Genomic DNA, 16814 nt, shown 5'->3' with positions numbered 1-16814 from the left:
TGCTGCTCCGTAAATGATTTCTCATTTGCTTAGCAGCAGCCCATGCAGGAAAGGAAAGAGTTACCCTTCCAGGGTTTTTATATCCATATCCTTTGGAAGCACAAGACTTAAAAATACAGAGACAACAAATACAACGGCCACCACATTGGCTGAAAATACGGACTGGACCAGTTCTGGGAAGATGTCCCAGATTCCGATTTCGCTGGCAGTGGTAAAGCCGATGCCCACTGCCAGAGAGAGGGAGACAATGACAATGTTCCTCTGGGAAAAGCCGCATTTTGCAATCATCTGCACACCGGAGGTAAGGATGGTGCCGAACATCATGATGGTGCATCCTCCCAGCACTGCCTGGGGCAGGGAGGCAAAGAAATTCCCCACGGGAGGAAGGAGTCCGGCCAGAATCATACAGGCCGCTCCCGTCATGATGGTGAACCGATTGACTACCTTTGTCATGGCTACCAGTCCCACATTCTGGGAAAAGGAGGTGACGGGAGGACATCCGAATATGGTGGAGAGGGCGGATGCATAGCCGTCGCAGGCCAGGGAGCCGGATATTTCCCTGCCCGTGATTTCACGGTTCAGGCCGCCTGAAACCAGGGCCGAGGTATCACCTATGGTCTCTGCGGCGGACACCAGGAAGATGATGCAGGCGGAGATAATGGCCCCTGCGTGGAACTCAGGCATAAATGGAAGTAGGTGGGGGAAAGAAATGATTCCGCCGGACATAATCAGGCTTAAATCCACTTTCCCTAGGAAGATGGCAATGACATACCCTACAATCAGGCCGGCCAGTACGGACAGCTGTTTTAAATAACCTTTGGCAAAGATGTTCCACAGAAGGCAGGTCAGCAGGGTGATGGTACCCAGTATCAGGTTCTGGGCAGAGCCGAAGTCGTCTGCATATCCGCCGCCAAAGGACCTGGCTCCCACTGTGAAAAGGGAAAATCCGATGGCTGTAACCACGGAGGCAGCCACCACCGGCGTGATGATTCTGCGCCAGTATTTGGCCAGAAGTCCCAGGGTACCCTCAAAGATACCGCCTATGAGCACGGCTCCCACCACGGCCGGATAACCGTAGTTGGCGGCAATGGTGCTGAGAACTGTGACAAAGGTAAAACTGACCCCCATGACAACAGGCAGCTTAGAGCCAATCCGCCAGATGGGATACAGCTGAATCATGGTGGCGATTCCTGCCACGAACATGGCATTCTGAAGCAGGACGGCTGTCTGGGCCTGGCTCAGGGCAGGCTGGGCAGCCCCTGCTATGATGGTAATGGGCGCAAGGTTGGAGACGAACATGGCCAGGATGTGCTGCAGGCCGAAGGGGATGGCCTTAGCAATGGGCACCCTGCCTTCCAGTCTGTATATGTTGCTGATGCTGCAATTGGTATTGCTGTTCATGATTGGTTCCCCCTATTAAATGATAATTAATCGTTTCCGCTGGTTTTGTGGCTGACCTGGTATACCTCCTCCACAATACGCTCCATGGCGTTGAGAATGTTCTCATAGCCGGTGCATCTGCACAGATGCCCGGATATCAGCTTCTTAAGCTCTTCCCGGTTGTATTTTTTTCCGGTTCCAACGATTTCTACCGCGCTCATGATAAGGCCGGGCGTACAGAAGCCGCACTGTACGGCGGCTTCCTCGATGAAAGCCTTCTGAATGGGGGACAATTCCCCGTTGGGCCCCTTTAAGCCTTCCACTGTCATGATGCTTTTCCCCTCGGCCCACAGGGTCATATAGATACAGCTGTCTATGGCTTCTCCGTTTACCAGTACGGTACAGGCGCCGCATTCCCCGACCTCGCAGCCCTTTTTCACAGATGTAAGCCCCAGGCGCTGGCGCAGGGTATCCAACAGGGATTCCCTTTCATCCACAGCCAGTTCCACTTCTTTACCATTTACTTTCATGTGTACAATCTTAAGCATTGACTGCACCTCCTGCTTTTTTTATTGCCTCTGTCAGGGCACGTTTGGATAATTCTTCAATCAGCTGCAGACGGAACTCCTTTGACGCCCTCCATGAGGAACGCGGGTTCACTTCTTCCAGGGCAGCCTTGCCAAAAGCCAGGATGGCTCCGCTGTCATTGACTGCGTGTCCCTTTAAACCATTTTCCGCTTTGCGGCAGCGCAGGGGAGTGGGACCGGCCACGCCGTATCCCAGCCTGACATCCTCAATCCGTTCCTTGTCCTGGCTCAGCTTTACCCGGACCGCGCAGCCAAGGGTGGCAATTTCCATGGCCTTTCTCTTGCCGTACTTGATGTAATGGCCGCTCCAGCCCTCAAAGCTGTCCCTGGGTATCAGGAAACCGGTGCAGACCTCCGTGCGTTCACGGACCGTGCGGCCGGGACCGGTATAGAATTCGCAGACCGGCACGCTGCGCCTGCCATCAGGTCCCTCCAGCAGGACCTCTGCCTCCAGGGTCCACATGGTGGAAGCGGAGTCGGCCGAGGTGGCGCCGTTGCAGATATTGCCTCCGATGGTTCCGGTGTTGCGTATCTGAGGTCCGCCCACCATGTCCACGGCATCCCCCAGCATGGGTATGTATTTCTGTATCAGAGGGTCGTTGGTGATATGGGAAAATGCAGTACCTGCCCCTATCCACAGGCTGCCGTCCTCAAGAAGGCGGACTCCCTTTAATGCTTCTATATTATGGATGGATACAACGGATTTTCCGGCATCCTTTCCTTCCCTGACACGAATCAGGACATCCGTGCCGCCGCTTATGATTTCAGCGTCAGAATCGTTTACCAGGGCTTTAATGGCGTCAGCCACATCCTTGGCCTCATAAAATGATTTAATGTCAAACATAACCTTCTCCTTATATCAGACCTTTTTCTTTGAATTTTTCGATGAGCCGCTGGGCGGTCATGGGAGTTACATCCATGTGGACTCCGGTGGCGTTTAAAATGGCATTTCGAATGGCCGGGGCTACCGGGATGGCCGGAGGCTCGCCCAGGGATTTGTTTCCGTAAGGGCCGGTCGGGTCCTCCAGCTCAATGAATGCCACATTTAAGTCCGGCGTATCCATGGCAGTGGGAATCTTGTAGTCCAGCAGGTTATTGTTTAAGGGCCTGCCTGTCTTTTCATCCACCAGCAGCTCCTCCGAAAGTCCGTAACCCAGTCCCATGCTCATGCCGCCGTGGACCTGGGCCCGCGCGGTCAGGGGATTGATGAGCACGCCGGAGTCATGGACATTGATGATATCCTTTACCGTCACCAGTCCAAGTGGAATGTCCACCTCGATTTCCACGAAGCAGCAGCCGGAGGAAAAGGTGTTGTCCCTGCACTGGTTGGTGACCTCGGCGGTGATATGTACGGAGCGGTCCAGGGAATAAAAGGCGGTGTCAGCAACCACGGACAGGTCAAAGAGCACCGGCGCCCCGCCGCTTACCACAATTTTGCTGTCCTCTATGTCCAGCATATCCGGAGATACCAGTTCCCCTTCCCCAAGCCCCAGCGTGTCCCGGAGCAGGGCAGCCGCTGCCTTTACCTGGTCGGCATACACGGTTTTAGACAGGTCGCTGACATCATGACTCAGCATGTAGGCTGCGTATTCCAGTATTTTAAGTCGGAATTCCTCGCCGCATTTTTTGCAGGCCATGCCGGATACATAGGTCTGGCGGGATGCATAGGCTCCTGTGTCAAAGGGGGTGACATCCGTGTCCTGGGTGGATACGATGTAAACCTTATCAAAAGCGATACCCGTTGTCTGGGAGGCCATCTGGGTGAATACGGTGTCGGCTCCCTGACCGATTTCCGTGGCCCCCATGCACAGCTGCATGGAACCGTCCTGGTTGAGTACCATGCGGGCGGAAGCTGTCTCCAGGGAGATGGGGTGTACGCCTGTCTTGTAGCAGAAGATAGCCATGCCCACGCCTTTCCTGACCGGGCCGGTCTGGTTACGGTAGGCGCTCCATTTTTCATCCCAGCGGATGTGCCTGCGTCCTTCCTCGATGCATTTCTTCAGACCGTAGGAATGGAAGGTAATGCCGTTGGCTGGGTCCACGAACCCGTCCTCCATGCAGTTTTTCAATCTGAACTCACAGGGATCCATCCCGATGGCATCCGCCAGGTCGTCGGTGAGACATTCCGCGAACCAGGCTGCCTGGGGAATGCCGTAAGCCCTCATGGCCCCGGCCGTGGGAGAGGAGGTATAAACGGTGAAGCAGTCCACCTCAGTGCCCAGTTCATCCCTGTAAAGGTCCTTGAACACATTTCCGCAGTTGGCGCAGATGGCGTGGCCATGGGAGGCATAGGCACCGTTGTTGGCATAGGCCTCCAGCTTCCTGGCCAGGATGCGTCCGTCCTTTGTTACCAGGCCCCTGCATTTTCCCTTGATGGCATGGCGGGTACGGGTACCGGAGATGGTTTCCTCACGGCTGATTTCCAGCCTGACAGGCCGTCCCCCCACAGACATGGTCAGGAATGCGTTTAGGGGTTCATAGAGCACGTCCTGCTTGTTGCCGAAGCCGCCGCCGATGTAAGGCTTTATGATGCGGACCCTTCCGATGGGCACGCCCAGGGCCTGGGCCGTACAGCGCCTGACGATGTGGGGAATCTGGGTGGAGGATACCACGGTTATCTTGCCGTTGGTGTCCACATAGGCCCATGAGACAGGCAGCTCAATGTGGCAGTGTGAAATCCTCGGGGTATCGTATTCTGCTTCCAGGGATATGATTTCCTCCGGGCTGTAATCTGACTCAGCTTTCCTACATCCGTCCTCATAGGTAAAACCGCTGTCCCCCATGGTCATGTGGGAGTGCACGATTACATTGTCCTTCCTGAGGTCCGGGTGCAGGGGCGTGGCGTCCTCTGCCATGGCTGCCTCCACAGTTACAATGGGGGCATATTCCTTATATTCCACTTTAATCAGGCGGGCTGCCCGGGCCGCAGCCACTTCATCCTCTGCGATGACAGCCGCAATGTCGTCCCCGTACAGGCGGACCCTCTGGTTCAGGATTTTCCTGTCGCAGATATCCTGATGTTTCTTTTCCACGCTCCATGGATGGCCTGCCGTTGGAAACTGGCAGTCGGGAACATCGAAGCACGTGACAATCTTCACCACACCAGGCACCTGATAGGCCTCTGTCAAATCAAAGCTTTTCACCAGGCCATTGGCGATGGCAGAGTGCACGACCTTACCGTGCAGGATGTCTCTTGGCTCCAGGTCCGCGGTGTACTTGGCCTCCCCGGTCACCTTCCCGTAAGCATCAACACGTTTTACTTGCTGCCCAACAATATTCATTTTTTGATTTCCTCCTTACTTTTCCTGCCAATTTTGGTGCGAATCTTTACACAAACAGAAAAAAAGAGCTGGCTACATTAAGATATGTAGCCAACTCTTTGCGGTAGTTGGTAGAGACTCTGGGCCAATCCCCAGGATATACATATTGGCAAAAGAAATGTTAAATTGTTATCTTAAAAAGAATTATAGTACCTAAAAAAGTTTTAGTCTATGGCAATAATTGTGAAAAATATGCGCCCTGTATTGTGCAATATACACAAAAGCGTCAGCGGAATCATTTTAAAGGTGCATGCTCATATGATTCAGTTTATATGGTGTCCTATTGCAATTTCCCCCTGTTTTTGTTATATTTAAACCATTGGAAATTTGTCAAAAGAATGTCTGTTTTGGTAAATCCACGATATATATAGAAGGAAATAAAGAGGGTGCCTGGTTTTGCCGGATGGATTAGCAGTTTCATCGGCAGCTGAATGCCGGGCAAGGGTATGAAACCATGATTTCACAGAAGAAAATTTTAGTCGTGGAAGATAATGAAATAAACCGAATGATATTAAGGGAAATCCTGTCATCCCGATACAAGGTGCTGGAAGCAGGCAATGGACTGGAAGCATTGTCCGTCCTGAAGGAATATGGGGAGATGGTTTCTCTTATTTTACTGGACATCGTCATGCCTGTCATGGACGGGTACACATTTCTCTCTCATATCAAGGCGGATTCTTCCTTTTCATCCATTCCGGTAATCGTAACGACCCAGAGCGACAGCGAATCTGATGAGGTTGCGGCGCTGTCACACGGCGCTGCTGATTTTGTTGCAAAGCCTTACAAGGCCCAGGTCATTCTCCACAGGGTGGCCAGCATCATCCATCTGAGGGAAACAGCCGCCATGATTAACCTGGTGCAGTATGACAGCCTTACCGGGCTCTACAGCAAGGAGTTCTTTTACCAGCGCGTAAGGGAAACCCTGGTGCAGCATCCTGACAGGGAGTATGATATTATCTGCTCCGATATCGTGAATTTTAAGCTGATTAATGATATATTCGGAATTCCTGCCGGGGACAACCTGCTGATTGAGATTGGCAGGCTTTATAAAAGGGTGGCGGGAAAACAGGGAATCTGCGGCCATTTTCATGCGGACCAGTTTGCCTGTCTGCTGGAACGGCGGTGGGATTACACGGACGAGCTGTTTATCCGGTGCAATGCCCGGGTAAATACCCTTCCCAATGCCAGAAATGTGGTGATGAAGTGGGGGATTTACCAGGTGGCTGACCGGAGTGTATCGGTTGAGCAGATGTGCGACCGGGCCCTTTTGGCTGCCCGCAGCATCAAGGAACGGTATGGAACCTATTTTGCAGCCTATGATGACCAGCTGCGCAACCGTCTTCTGCGGGAGCAGGCCATAACAGACAGTATGGAGCCGGCCCTTTCAAAGAAACAGTTTGAGGTCTACCTGCAGCCCAAGTACAGGATTAAGGACCACAGGCTTTCAGGGGCAGAGGCCCTGGTGCGTTGGAATCACCCTGAGTGGGGATTCCAGTCCCCCGGAGAATTCATCCCCCTGTTTGAGCGGAACGGCTTTATCACAAAGCTGGACCAGTATGTGTGGGAACGGACCGCATCTGTTCTCAGGGAGTGGGACGACAAAGGATATCCGCCCATCCCTGTCTCGGTCAATGTGTCCAGGGCGGATATCTATCACCGGGACCTGGCGGACATGCTGCTGGGAATCGTGCAGAAATACAGACTGCCGCCGTCACGGCTTCATCTGGAGATAACGGAAAGCGCTTATACGGAAAACCCGGAGCAGGTCATCGAGACAGTTGGATATCTGCGGGAACTGGGTTTTGTCATTGAGATGGATGATTTCGGAAGCGGGTATTCCTCCCTCAATATGCTGGGCAAGATGCCGGTGGACATTCTGAAGCTGGACATGAAGTTCATCCAGGATGAGACCGAACGTCCGGGAGACGGCGGAATCCTTCACTTTATTATGGAGCTGGCGCGGTGGATGGACCTGAGCGTGGTAGCGGAGGGCGTGGAAACAAGGCAGCAGCTGGAGCGTCTTAAAAAGGCGGACTGCGACTATGTGCAGGGATACTACTTTGCCCGTCCCATGCCTATGGCTGAATTTGAGGAGCTGTTCAGGAACGGGCATACGGCCATGGACCAGGGGAAAATGGGTGAGGAAGACGCCCGGGAGCCTCAGCCCTTTCCGGTTCTTCTGGTTGCGGATGAAGATGCAGGCTACCGCAGGTTGGTAAGGGAAACCTTTGAAGGCGGTTTCCGGGTGGTGGAGGCAGGAGACGGCAAGGCTGCCCTTGGTTGTATCTCTGATTTTGGAAACAGGCTGGCAGCTGTGATTCTCAGCCTGACCCTTTCGGGGACAGACGGCTTTTCCGTGCTGGAGGTATTGCAGAGGGAAAAAATGGCGCCGGCGGTGCCGGTCATTGCCACTGGTCCTCAGGACGAGTCTATGGAGGACAGAGCCCTTGAGCTGGGAGCGGATGATTTTGCAGGAAGGCCCCATTCACAGAGGAGTCTGAGACGGCGGGTACTGCGGGCTATCCATATAAAGACGCCGCGGGAACGGGCATCCTGGCCCGGACAGAGATTGACTTTGGGGGGAGGACAAAATATATGAAGAGACAGATGACGCCCGGGGAGACGCTCCGGGAGTTCTGCCGCACCTGGTTTGTACAGCGCGATGCACAGGGAACTCTTGCATTCATGACAGAGGATGTGGGGTTTGCAGGCACGGGAGCTGATGAACTGGCCAATGGAAAAGAGCAGATGGCAGGCTATCTTGCCCAGGATATACGGGAGATACCGGAGCCGTTTGACTGTGTACTGTCCCCTGTCTGTGAACAGCCTGTTGCTGATGGTGTATACAATGTATCGGCGGATTTGACGCTCAGGAATTCCAAATACACCTGGTATCTGAAGGCTTTTTTTACCCTGGTGGAGTCAGGAGGCGCATGGCTGGTCAAAAGCTTTCATGTGGCAGAGCCGGCCAGCAGCCAGAGGGACGCAGAGCATTATCCCCAGACCCTGGTCATAGAACACACCAGCAGGCTGCGCCAGGAGCTGTTAAATGACTCCCTGCCCGGGGGAATGATGGGCGGATACATAGAGGACGGTTTTCCGTTTTATTTTATCAACCGCAGGATGCTGGATTATCTGGGCTATGAGGATGAAGCGGAATTTGTATCGGATGTTGGAGGAATGATTTCAAACTGTATGCATCCGGATGACAGGAACCGGGTGGACCGTCTGGTGGCAGTCCAGCTGGAACAGTCAGAGGAGTATGTGGTGGAATACCGGATGCGGAAAAAGGACGGTTCCTATATCTGGGTCCACGACATGGGCAGGCGGATGATGTCGGAAGATAACCGTCCCGCCATCATGTCGGTGTGCATGGACATAACCGAGGAAAAGCAGATGCGCGACCGGATTAAGGAGATGTACGAGGAGGAGCTTTCCTATTTTGCGGAACTGTCCTCATCGGACGGGAGCATACAGGGAAGCATCAACGTAACCACCGGACGGCTGGAATCCTACCTGTCAACAGCTGATACATCCATTGCAAAGGTAGGGGATACCTACGAGGCCACCATCGAGAATCTGGCAGCTTCTGCCGTGGACCCGGTGTATGGAGACGGTATCAGGCGCTGCCTCGAACGGGAGCGGGTGCTGTCTGATTATGCAGTGGGCAAGGTGGATTACCGCTTTGAGTTCCTGCGCAGAAACAACAGCGGCATTGCTTTCTGGGAAAGCACCAACATGCATTCCTGCCAGAATCCGGAAACAGGCCATATTATTATTTTCTTTTATACCCAGGATGTGACAGAGAAAAAGATGCAGGAACAGCTTCTCAAGCGAATCGCTGAGCTGGATTATGAGAGCATAACAGAGGTGGACATCCTGCGCGACATGGCGTACCGGACCATCCTTGTGGATGAGACTAATATAGATACCATGCTGCGGGACCGCAGCCGGTTCCAGGCGGAGATACGCTCCATTTCCAGCCGTTATATGGACGGGGCGGCCAGGAAGGAATACCTTCAAAAGCTGGACTACGATTACATGAAGTCACAGCTGGCTCAAAGGGATGCCTATACGTTCATCGTGGAAATGCGGGATATAACCGGTGAGACGCGGGTTAAGCGGTTCCGCGTATTTTATATCAGCAGGGAGCTGGAGCGGGTTTGTGTGGCCCGCACCGATGTGACGGATGTGGTCCTCAAGGAACAGCGGCAGAAGGAGGAGCTGGCAGCCGCCCTGGTGGCGGCGGAACAGGCCAATGCAGCCAAAAGCGATTTCCTTTCGCGGATGAGCCATGAAATCAGGACCCCCATGAACGCCATCATCGGAATGAGCACCATTGCAGCCCAGTCCATAGGAGACGACGAGCAGGTGGAGGACTGTATATCCAAGATTGGCATTTCCTCCCGTTTCCTCTTATCATTGATTAATGATATCCTGGATATGAGCCGGATTGAGAGCGGCAAGATGCTGCTGAAGAGTGAGAAGATTCCAACGGAGGAGTTTATCAACGGCATAAATTCCATCTGTTACTCCCAGGCGGATGCCAAGGGGGTGGATTATGAATGCATCGTGGACCCGGTTCTGGATGATTACTATATAGGCGATGCCATGAAGCTGCAGCAGGTGCTCATCAATATACTGAGCAATGCCATCAAGTTCACCCAGGAGGGAGGCAAGGTCACTTTTTCAGCATCCCAGCGCAGGAAAACCAAAAACGATGCCTCGCTGCGATTCATTGTAAATGATACGGGGGTGGGCATGAGCGAGGAATTTCTGCCCCATATATTTGAGCCTTTTTCGCAGGAATCCACAGGAACCACCTCCCTGTACGGAGGAACCGGGCTGGGGCTGGCCATTTCCAAAAATATCGTGGATATGATGGACGGAAAGATTACGGTCCGTTCCATCAAAGGAATCGGCACGGAGTTTACAGTGGATGTTAAGCTGGGAATCACAGAGGAAGAGAAAATCAGGCACAACCAGAAAAAACAGGATTATAATTTCTCCCATCTGAAAACCCTGGTGGTGGATGATGATGTGGCTGTGTGCGAGAGCGCGGTTGTGACTCTTCACGAAATGGGAATCAAGGCAGAGTGGGTGGACAGCGGACGCAAGGCAATCGACCGGGTAAAGAAGCTCTGGGATGAAGGCCGGTATTTTGACATGATACTGATTGACTGGAAAATGCCTGGAATGGATGGGATTGAGACAGCCAGACGAATACGCGGCATTGTGGGGCCGGAGGTGACCATCATCATCATGACTGCCTATGACTGGATTTCCATTGAGCATGAGGCAAAGCTGGCGGGCGTCAATCTGCTGATGAGCAAGCCCATGTTCAAGTCCTCCCTTGTGTCGGCCTTTTCAAGGGCCCTGGGCGAGAAGGAGCAGCAGGCGCAGCAGCCGGAGGGAAATGATTATGATTTTACCGGAAAACATGTGCTGCTGGTGGAGGATAACCAGATTAACACAGAGGTTGCCATGATGCTTCTGGAGAGCAAGGGATTCAAGGTGGATACGGCTGAAAACGGGCTGCGCGCCCTGGAGCTTTTCAGCAAATCAGATAAGGGATACTACGATGCCATTCTGATGGATATACGGATGCCCCTGATGGACGGGTTGACGGCTGCCACCAACATCCGCCATCTGAGCAATGCGGATGCGGGCACCATTCCCATCATAGCTATGACAGCCAATGCATTTGATGATGATATTGAGAAGAGCAAGGCCGCGGGGATGAATGCCCATCTGGCCAAGCCCATAGAGCCGGAGCGGATGTACCATACTCTGTACGATTTCATATATGGAAAGGAAGCATAAGAAGATGGACGATTTTCAAAGAATATTTGAGGCCTACGGGGCAGATTACCAGGGTACCCTGGGGCGGTTCATGGGCAACAGGAAAATGTATATGAAGTTCCTGGGAATGCTGTTTCAGGATGAAAACCTGAGTAAACTGGGAAATGCACTGGAGCAGGGGGACATGACGGCTGCCTTTGAGGCGGCCCATACCCTGAAAGGGGTTACGGGCAACATGGGGCTGAAGCCTCTTTACGATGCCGTGTGCAGCATTGTGGAGCCCCTGCGGACCGGAGAGGACAGGGATGACTACGGACAGATGTATGAGAATGTCCGCGGACAGTTTAAGAGGGCTGAAAAGCTTCGGGCGGATTTGATGGAAGTAAGCAATTAATAGGAGACAGGAGGGGTGCCATGACAGCTGAAAACCTGATGAACCTGCTGGATTCACTGACAGAAACCAGCGTATATGTCATTGAGGAGGAATCCCACCGGCTGTTATATTTTAATGAGCGGTGCCGGAGAACGGGACGCGGCAGGGCTGCCCTGGGAGTCCGGTGTCATGAAGTATGGCCGGAGCTGTGCGCCAGATGTCCCCTTAATGGGCTGGGGGATAAAGGGTCCAACCATATGGTCTGCTATGACCCTCTCCTTAAATCAACCGTTGATGTCACTGCCAACCGAATCAACTGGGAAGGCAGCCTTCCTGCCGTGGTGATTACTGCAACGCCACACCGTCTGAACTTTGAGGAGGAGCAGGGGTTCCAGAAAATCCGGCAGATGTATGCCGGCAGCCTGGTGACTGTGTTTGACGAGTGCATCATTGCCAACCTGACCAGGGATTACTATGTGAGCTGCCAGAAGGATGTGGTGTGGGACGATATACCGGAACAGGGGGATTTTGGCTCGGAGAACCGCAAGTACGCCCGGAAAGCGCTGCACCCGGACGACCTGGACTGCTTTAATGAAAACTTTTCCAGAGAGTCCATGCTCCGCATGTTTACAGAGGGGAAAAAACAGATTTCCAAGAGGCTGCGCCGCAGGACTACCAGCGGTACATACCGAATGGTGGAGTTTACAGCGGCCAGAATTGGAAATCAGGAGGATGAGTGCTGGTGCGTCCTGGTATTCCGGGATGTCCAGGAAGAATACCTGCTGGAGCAGGAACGGAACGTGGAGATAAGCCAGCTGGCCACGGCGGCCAAGGCAGCCTACCAGATGCTGATTGCAGTGAACCTGACGCAAAATACCTACCACATGATGGAATACCAGCGTTTTCCGGTGAAAGAGCCTGCGGCCCAGGGCTGTTTTGACGACCTGATTGCCTTTGAACTGGGAACGGTCCACCCGGACTACCGGGAGGAATTCACCTGCAAGTTTGACCGGAAGAATCTGACTGAACGGTTCCGAAGGGGGGAGCGCATTCTGTCCATGGAGGTTCCCCACATGGGGGAGGATGGAATCTACCACTGGAATTTTACCCAGGTGGTGAAGGTGGACAGCCCGTATACACACGACCTGATTGAGATTACCCTGTCCAGGAACATTGACGAAGAGCGCAGGATACAGCAGGAGTCCCTGGAAAAGGAACGGCAGGCAAAGCTGCTGCTGGAAGATGCCCTTAAGAAGGCGGAGAAAGCAAATCAGGCAAAGAGCGATTTCCTTTCCCGCATGAGCCACGATATCCGCACACCCATGAACGCCATCATAGGCATGACCGAGCTGGCGCAGCTGCACATTGGGGATGAGGAAAAACAGAGGGATTACCTGAACAAAATCGCCTCATCGGGTTCCCATCTGCTGGGATTGATTAACGAAATCCTGGACGTAAGCAAGATTGAAAGCGGTGTCATGGAGCTGGCAGAGAATCCCCTGGATTTGCGTGCATTGGCCAGGGATGCAGCGGAGATGGTGCGGATATCCATGGAAAGCAGACATCAGGAATTCCGGGTGGAGATAGACGAAACCTTTGAGCCGCTGGTTATGGGGGATGCCAGGCGCATCAAGCAGGTGCTGGTGAATATCCTGGAAAATGCTTCAAAATATACCCGTGAAGGGGGAAGAATCACCTTTTCTGTATGTGAGCTGAAAAAGGAAGAACAGCTGGTGGGAACCTACCGTTTCATCATCGAGGATACGGGAGTGGGCATGAAGCCTGAATATATAAAGCATATATTTGAACCCTTCAGCAGGGCTGACGACAGCAGAACCAGCAAGGTGGCAGGAACCGGACTGGGCATGACCATTGTAAAGAATCTGGTATCCATGATGGACGGGGACATCCAGGTAGAGAGTGAGTACGGGAAGGGGTCCCGGTTTACCATTATCCTGTGCCTGAATAAGTGCGGAGATGCGCAGGAGACAGCCCAGCCTGCTGCTTCAGGGCCGGAGATTTCCTTCCAGGGCTTGAGGGTCCTGCTGGTGGAGGACAATGAACTGAACCGGCAGATTGCATCGGAGATGCTGGAACTTCTGGGAGCCAGGGTGGAGATGGCTGAAAATGGCTGCCAGGCAGTGGAGGCAGTGTGTTCCCACCCGGCCCTATATTATGATATGGTATTCATGGATGTCCAGATGCCTGTGATGAACGGGTATGAGGCAACCAGGGAGATACGCGGTTCCGGAATGGAACGGATATGGGAGCTTCCCATTATAGCCATGACAGCAGACGCCTTTGCTGAGGATGTAAAACGCGCCCGCTTGTCCGGTATGAACGGACATCTGGCAAAACCGGTTTCCATTGAACTGCTCCGGGGAGCCCTGTCCGACTGTCTGGACTGGAAGAGGCAGAACCGGTGGGACGAGATGATGGATATATCCGGTCCGAATTAATGGAAGGGATGGGTTTACGTGATTAGGAAACAGATATACAGGGCAGGATGGGCCGCCATGGCCATGCTGGTTTTGACATCCTGCCGGATGAAGGATACAGGGCAGACAAATACGGAGGACGCTGGAACCGCCCGGGAACAGGCTGCCAGTTCTTCTGAACACCGTCAGGACATGGAACCGGCACAGGGATTTCCCCGGGGGTCCGGGAACGGGGGAAACAGTGCGCAGGAGGACGCAGGCGGTGCGGGTCCGGCAGGGAAAGCAGGGCCGGAAGATGAGGCAGGAACGGAAAAAAAGGGAACCGCTGTCAGGGCGGTACAGAACCTGGAAACCGGAAACCAGCTTATAACCGGCCGTTTCTTTAAGGCGGGAGACATACGGTGCGGCCTGTCCTTTGGAATCACGGAGGATGGCTGGGAATCAGAACGCCTGCAATGCGTGTTCACCCTGCCGGATGAGATGCACACCAGCTATTATGACAGCTTGAGAAGCGCTGAAATCCTGACGGAGCAGGGAAAAAAGACATATGTGATAACTCCGGAAACCATGGAGGAGGTACCGCGGGTTCCTGCCCTTACCTATACCATTGTATTTGCCCTGGATGATTCTTCGGACCCCCGTATTTCGGTGAAGGGGGAGGGAGGACTGGCAGGGGATTATTATCTGTTTGAGGACAGTCTGACTTTTCCGGATGTGTTTTCCCGCTATTTGTCCAGGGCAGACCTATGCCTGTGGCCAACAGAGGATTTGTGGCTTCTTCGGAATGAGATATATGCAGCTAACGGCAGGCAGTTTAAATCCGACGTGCTGAGCCGGTATTTTTCTGAAAAAAGATGGTACAGGGGAGTCATTGCCCCTGACGCTTTTTCTGATTCCACTCTGTCGGATGTGGAGGCCGGGAACATTTCCCTGATACAGAAAATGGAAAATGACACGGACAGGGATAAGCTGGACGGACAGAGGCAGTATGGGTTGGAGGACCTTCCTCCGGCTCCCTATCTGTCTTACCTGGGACAGTATGACGAGACGGGGCTGAGCGTTGACCTGACCCTTGCCAGGGATATGGGAGCATACCATGTTGTGCCGGGGGAAATATTGGTTCCGGCCTCCATTACCAGGGAGCAGCTTCAGACTGTCATGGAGGGCGGCCAGGCGGAGGTGACGCTGGATGAGCTTACAGGCAGAAGCCAGATACTGACGCTGAATCCCAGCCAGGAAGATACGTCTTATGGGTTCCTGCTCCGGGGTAAGGAGGAGGAAGAAGGACAGGGGACCGGTACAGGAATCCGGCTGGATTACAATACCGGTGAATACCACCTGTGGCAGACCAGCCGGGATACCGTGATGAAGCCGGTTTACCGGGGAGATATCTATATCCTTAAGGGGGCTGTCGCAGGAGCAGATACCGAACTTCTGAGGGCTTCGCAGCACCAGCGGGATATTTTCAGCGGTCCGGGGGACCAGGAAACCGGTCGGATTATCGGCAGGCAGCTGATGGGCAACCGTCTCTGTTACAATGCAAGAGGACACTTTACCGCTATCTATTATCTGGGGGATTGAAGTTGAAAGATGCATAAAAACTGGTTTCTGTGAATAAAATCCGTCCCAAAAGCCCAATGATATACTGGAAGCGAGGTTTTTGCGTATGGAGATAAATGAAAATGACGCCCGGGGTGGCGCTGATTGCCATGACAGCGGTTATCACAGAGGCGGTGATTGCCGTGACGGCAGTATAGACGTTGGACAGGATGAACGGATGAGGGAGATTCTGGATTATTACCGGGGGCTGCCGGAGCGCTCCTCACAGGAGACTATAGTGGAGCTGCTGAGGGAGCTGCAGGAGGTTTATGGCTGTATCAGCCCTTTTGTGCTGGAGCAGGCAGCTGAGGCTGCCGGGGTCCGGGAATCCATGATACAGGCCATATGTAAGCGGTATCCCAGTTTAAAGACAGCTCCCTATGCCCATGAGATTGTACTCTGTACCGGCAGAAACTGCGCTGCAAAGGGCAGTCTGGCAGTCCTGGATGAACTGAAAAAGAGACTGGGCGTGGGAAAAAGCGGTATATCGGAAGACGGTGCCGTCTGTCTCAGGACCAGGAACTGCCTGAAAAACTGCAGAAAGGCGCCAAATGTCATGGTGGACGGCCGTATGTGTTCCGGTCTGGATGCAGAAGGTATACTCAGGGAACTGAAACACCGGTGATGATAAGCTTTATATGGCTTTCAGTCCTGCTTTTTTTCAGTTCCCGGCCATCGTCACACCGAATCCTGCCGCTGTCAGCCAGAAGGTCCAGGCTGCGCTGTGACAGGTGCAGCCTGTCTTTTAAGATAGTGTGGACCCGTATGGGAAGCGGGTACGGGTTATCAATCCATAGAGTGACGGCGGCCGGACCGTCCAGACCGAAGACCTCACCTTCTGCGTGGTATAGGGGAAGCCGTATTGAGGCGCCGTTTTGACGGAGAAAAACAGTGTCCATGGAGTATTTTAAGACCAGGGAGGGGTCGTTCTCGTGAAAGCGGGAGAGCAGTCCGGGAGGAAGGCTTCCGGGGGTTATGCGGGAATAGATGGCTGCGTTCCAGGTGGAGCTGCAGCAGGAACATTTATAAATCAGCCAGATGTCCAGGTATTTCCCCTGGGCATTGACCCGGAATTGTCCGGAGCTTACGAATTCCTGCCTGGTATTGCATTTTTTACAATACCTTAGCGGTGCAGGAGGCCTGTCGTACCGTATGGTCCATTTGATATCTTTCATGTAAATATCCTTTCCTGTGTCTTTGGAATACCGCCTGATATCCGGTGCAGTAACAAGTGTATCATCCGGGCAGGCTGATACCAACCTCATCCTTTTTTGATAAATAAAGTTGAGACATGCAATGGAAAGATGGGATATAA

Annotated in this window: 11 protein-coding genes and 1 riboswitch; of the genes, 6 read left to right on the top strand and 5 right to left on the bottom strand. The window is 53.2% G+C overall.

The window, feature by feature from the left end; translation table 11 throughout:
• Positions 1-60 precede the first annotated feature (60 nt).
• Genes I2H39_RS04115 through xdhA form a run of 4 tightly spaced genes read right to left on the bottom strand, consistent with a single transcriptional unit; the run spans position 61 to position 5248 of the window.
• Positions 61-1401 (bottom strand): nucleobase:cation symporter-2 family protein, encoded by a 1341-nt coding sequence (locus I2H39_RS04115; protein WP_138305919.1) that lies wholly within the window; start codon positions 1399-1401, stop codon positions 61-63.
• Positions 1402-1427: 26 nt separating this feature from the next.
• Positions 1428-1928: a xanthine dehydrogenase subunit XdhC gene (gene xdhC, locus I2H39_RS04110; protein ID WP_138305920.1), complete on the bottom strand. Its 501-nt coding sequence runs from the start codon at positions 1926-1928 to the stop codon at positions 1428-1430.
• Positions 1921-2811: a xanthine dehydrogenase subunit XdhB gene (xdhB, locus tag I2H39_RS04105; RefSeq protein WP_138305921.1), complete on the bottom strand. Its 891-nt coding sequence runs from the start codon at positions 2809-2811 to the stop codon at positions 1921-1923. Before xdhB ends, xdhC begins: the two co-directional genes overlap by 8 nt.
• Positions 2812-2821: 10 nt before the next feature.
• The gene (xdhA, locus tag I2H39_RS04100) at positions 2822-5248 is read right to left on the bottom strand and encodes a xanthine dehydrogenase subunit XdhA (RefSeq protein ID WP_195625841.1); all 2427 of its coding nucleotides are present in this window, start codon (positions 5246-5248) and stop codon (positions 2822-2824) included.
• 67 nt (positions 5249-5315) lie between these two features.
• Positions 5316-5412, bottom strand: a riboswitch (purine riboswitch).
• Between the two features lie 329 nt (positions 5413-5741).
• On the opposite strand from xdhA, the gene I2H39_RS04095 reads away from it, so the two are divergent.
• The 6 genes from I2H39_RS04095 (at position 5742) to I2H39_RS04070 (ending at position 16124) form a co-directional block, all read left to right on the top strand.
• A complete protein-coding gene (locus tag I2H39_RS04095; RefSeq protein ID WP_195625840.1) occupies positions 5742-7886 on the top strand; it encodes an EAL domain-containing protein in 2145 nt (714 codons plus the stop codon).
• Positions 7883-11110: a response regulator gene (locus tag I2H39_RS04090; protein ID WP_138305924.1), complete on the top strand. Its 3228-nt coding sequence runs from the start codon at positions 7883-7885 to the stop codon at positions 11108-11110. The genes I2H39_RS04095 and I2H39_RS04090 overlap by 4 nt, the downstream gene beginning before the upstream one ends.
• A 4-nt stretch (positions 11111-11114) precedes the next feature.
• Positions 11115-11483, top strand: a complete 369-nt coding sequence (locus tag I2H39_RS04085) for an Hpt domain-containing protein (RefSeq protein WP_138305925.1) — start codon at positions 11115-11117, stop codon at positions 11481-11483.
• A 20-nt stretch (positions 11484-11503) separates the two neighbouring features.
• The gene (locus tag I2H39_RS04080; protein WP_195625839.1) at positions 11504-13921 is read left to right on the top strand and encodes an ATP-binding protein; all 2418 of its coding nucleotides are present in this window, start codon (positions 11504-11506) and stop codon (positions 13919-13921) included.
• Between the two features lie 18 nt (positions 13922-13939).
• Positions 13940-15481, top strand: coding sequence for a DUF4454 domain-containing protein (locus tag I2H39_RS04075; RefSeq protein ID WP_227146186.1), 1542 nt, complete (start codon positions 13940-13942; stop codon positions 15479-15481).
• Positions 15482-15566: 85 nt separating this feature from the next.
• Positions 15567-16124: an NAD(P)H-dependent oxidoreductase subunit E gene (locus I2H39_RS04070; protein ID WP_330640975.1), complete on the top strand. Its 558-nt coding sequence runs from the start codon at positions 15567-15569 to the stop codon at positions 16122-16124.
• On the opposite strand, the gene I2H39_RS04065 is transcribed toward I2H39_RS04070, so the two are convergent.
• Positions 16102-16674 (bottom strand): DUF1062 domain-containing protein, encoded by a 573-nt coding sequence (locus I2H39_RS04065; protein WP_195625838.1) that lies wholly within the window; start codon positions 16672-16674, stop codon positions 16102-16104. The two genes, I2H39_RS04070 and I2H39_RS04065, sit on opposite strands and share 23 nt — an antisense overlap.
• Between the last annotated feature and the right edge of the window lie 140 nt (positions 16675-16814).

Origin of the sequence: Clostridium sp. 1001283B150225_161107_B6 (genome assembly GCF_015556325.1) — a bacterium.
GTDB lineage: Bacteria > Bacillota > Clostridia > Lachnospirales > Lachnospiraceae > Enterocloster.
The sequence above is the reverse complement of the archived record's forward strand: the minus strand, read 5'-3'. Positions and strand labels throughout refer to the sequence as shown.

What these genes read in the sequence shown, in the direction of transcription:
- xdhB (WP_138305921.1), bottom strand. Translation starts at nt 2,811, where the DNA reads ATGTTTGACATTAAATCATTTTATGAGGCCAAGGATGTGGCTGACGCC.
- I2H39_RS04090 (WP_138305924.1), top strand. Translation starts at nt 7,883, where the DNA reads ATGAAGAGACAGATGACGCCCGGGGAGACGCTCCGGGAGTTCTGCCGC.
- xdhA (WP_195625841.1), bottom strand. Translation starts at nt 5,248, where the DNA reads ATGAATATTGTTGGGCAGCAAGTAAAACGTGTTGATGCTTACGGGAAG.
- I2H39_RS04070 (WP_330640975.1), top strand. Translation starts at nt 15,567, where the DNA reads ATGGAGATAAATGAAAATGACGCCCGGGGTGGCGCTGATTGCCATGAC.
- xdhC (WP_138305920.1), bottom strand. Translation starts at nt 1,928, where the DNA reads ATGCTTAAGATTGTACACATGAAAGTAAATGGTAAAGAAGTGGAACTG.
- I2H39_RS04065 (WP_195625838.1), bottom strand. Translation starts at nt 16,674, where the DNA reads ATGAAAGATATCAAATGGACCATACGGTACGACAGGCCTCCTGCACCG.
- I2H39_RS04080 (WP_195625839.1), top strand. Translation starts at nt 11,504, where the DNA reads ATGACAGCTGAAAACCTGATGAACCTGCTGGATTCACTGACAGAAACC.
- I2H39_RS04115 (WP_138305919.1), bottom strand. Translation starts at nt 1,401, where the DNA reads ATGAACAGCAATACCAATTGCAGCATCAGCAACATATACAGACTGGAA.
- I2H39_RS04095 (WP_195625840.1), top strand. Translation starts at nt 5,742, where the DNA reads ATGATTTCACAGAAGAAAATTTTAGTCGTGGAAGATAATGAAATAAAC.
- I2H39_RS04085 (WP_138305925.1), top strand. Translation starts at nt 11,115, where the DNA reads ATGGACGATTTTCAAAGAATATTTGAGGCCTACGGGGCAGATTACCAG.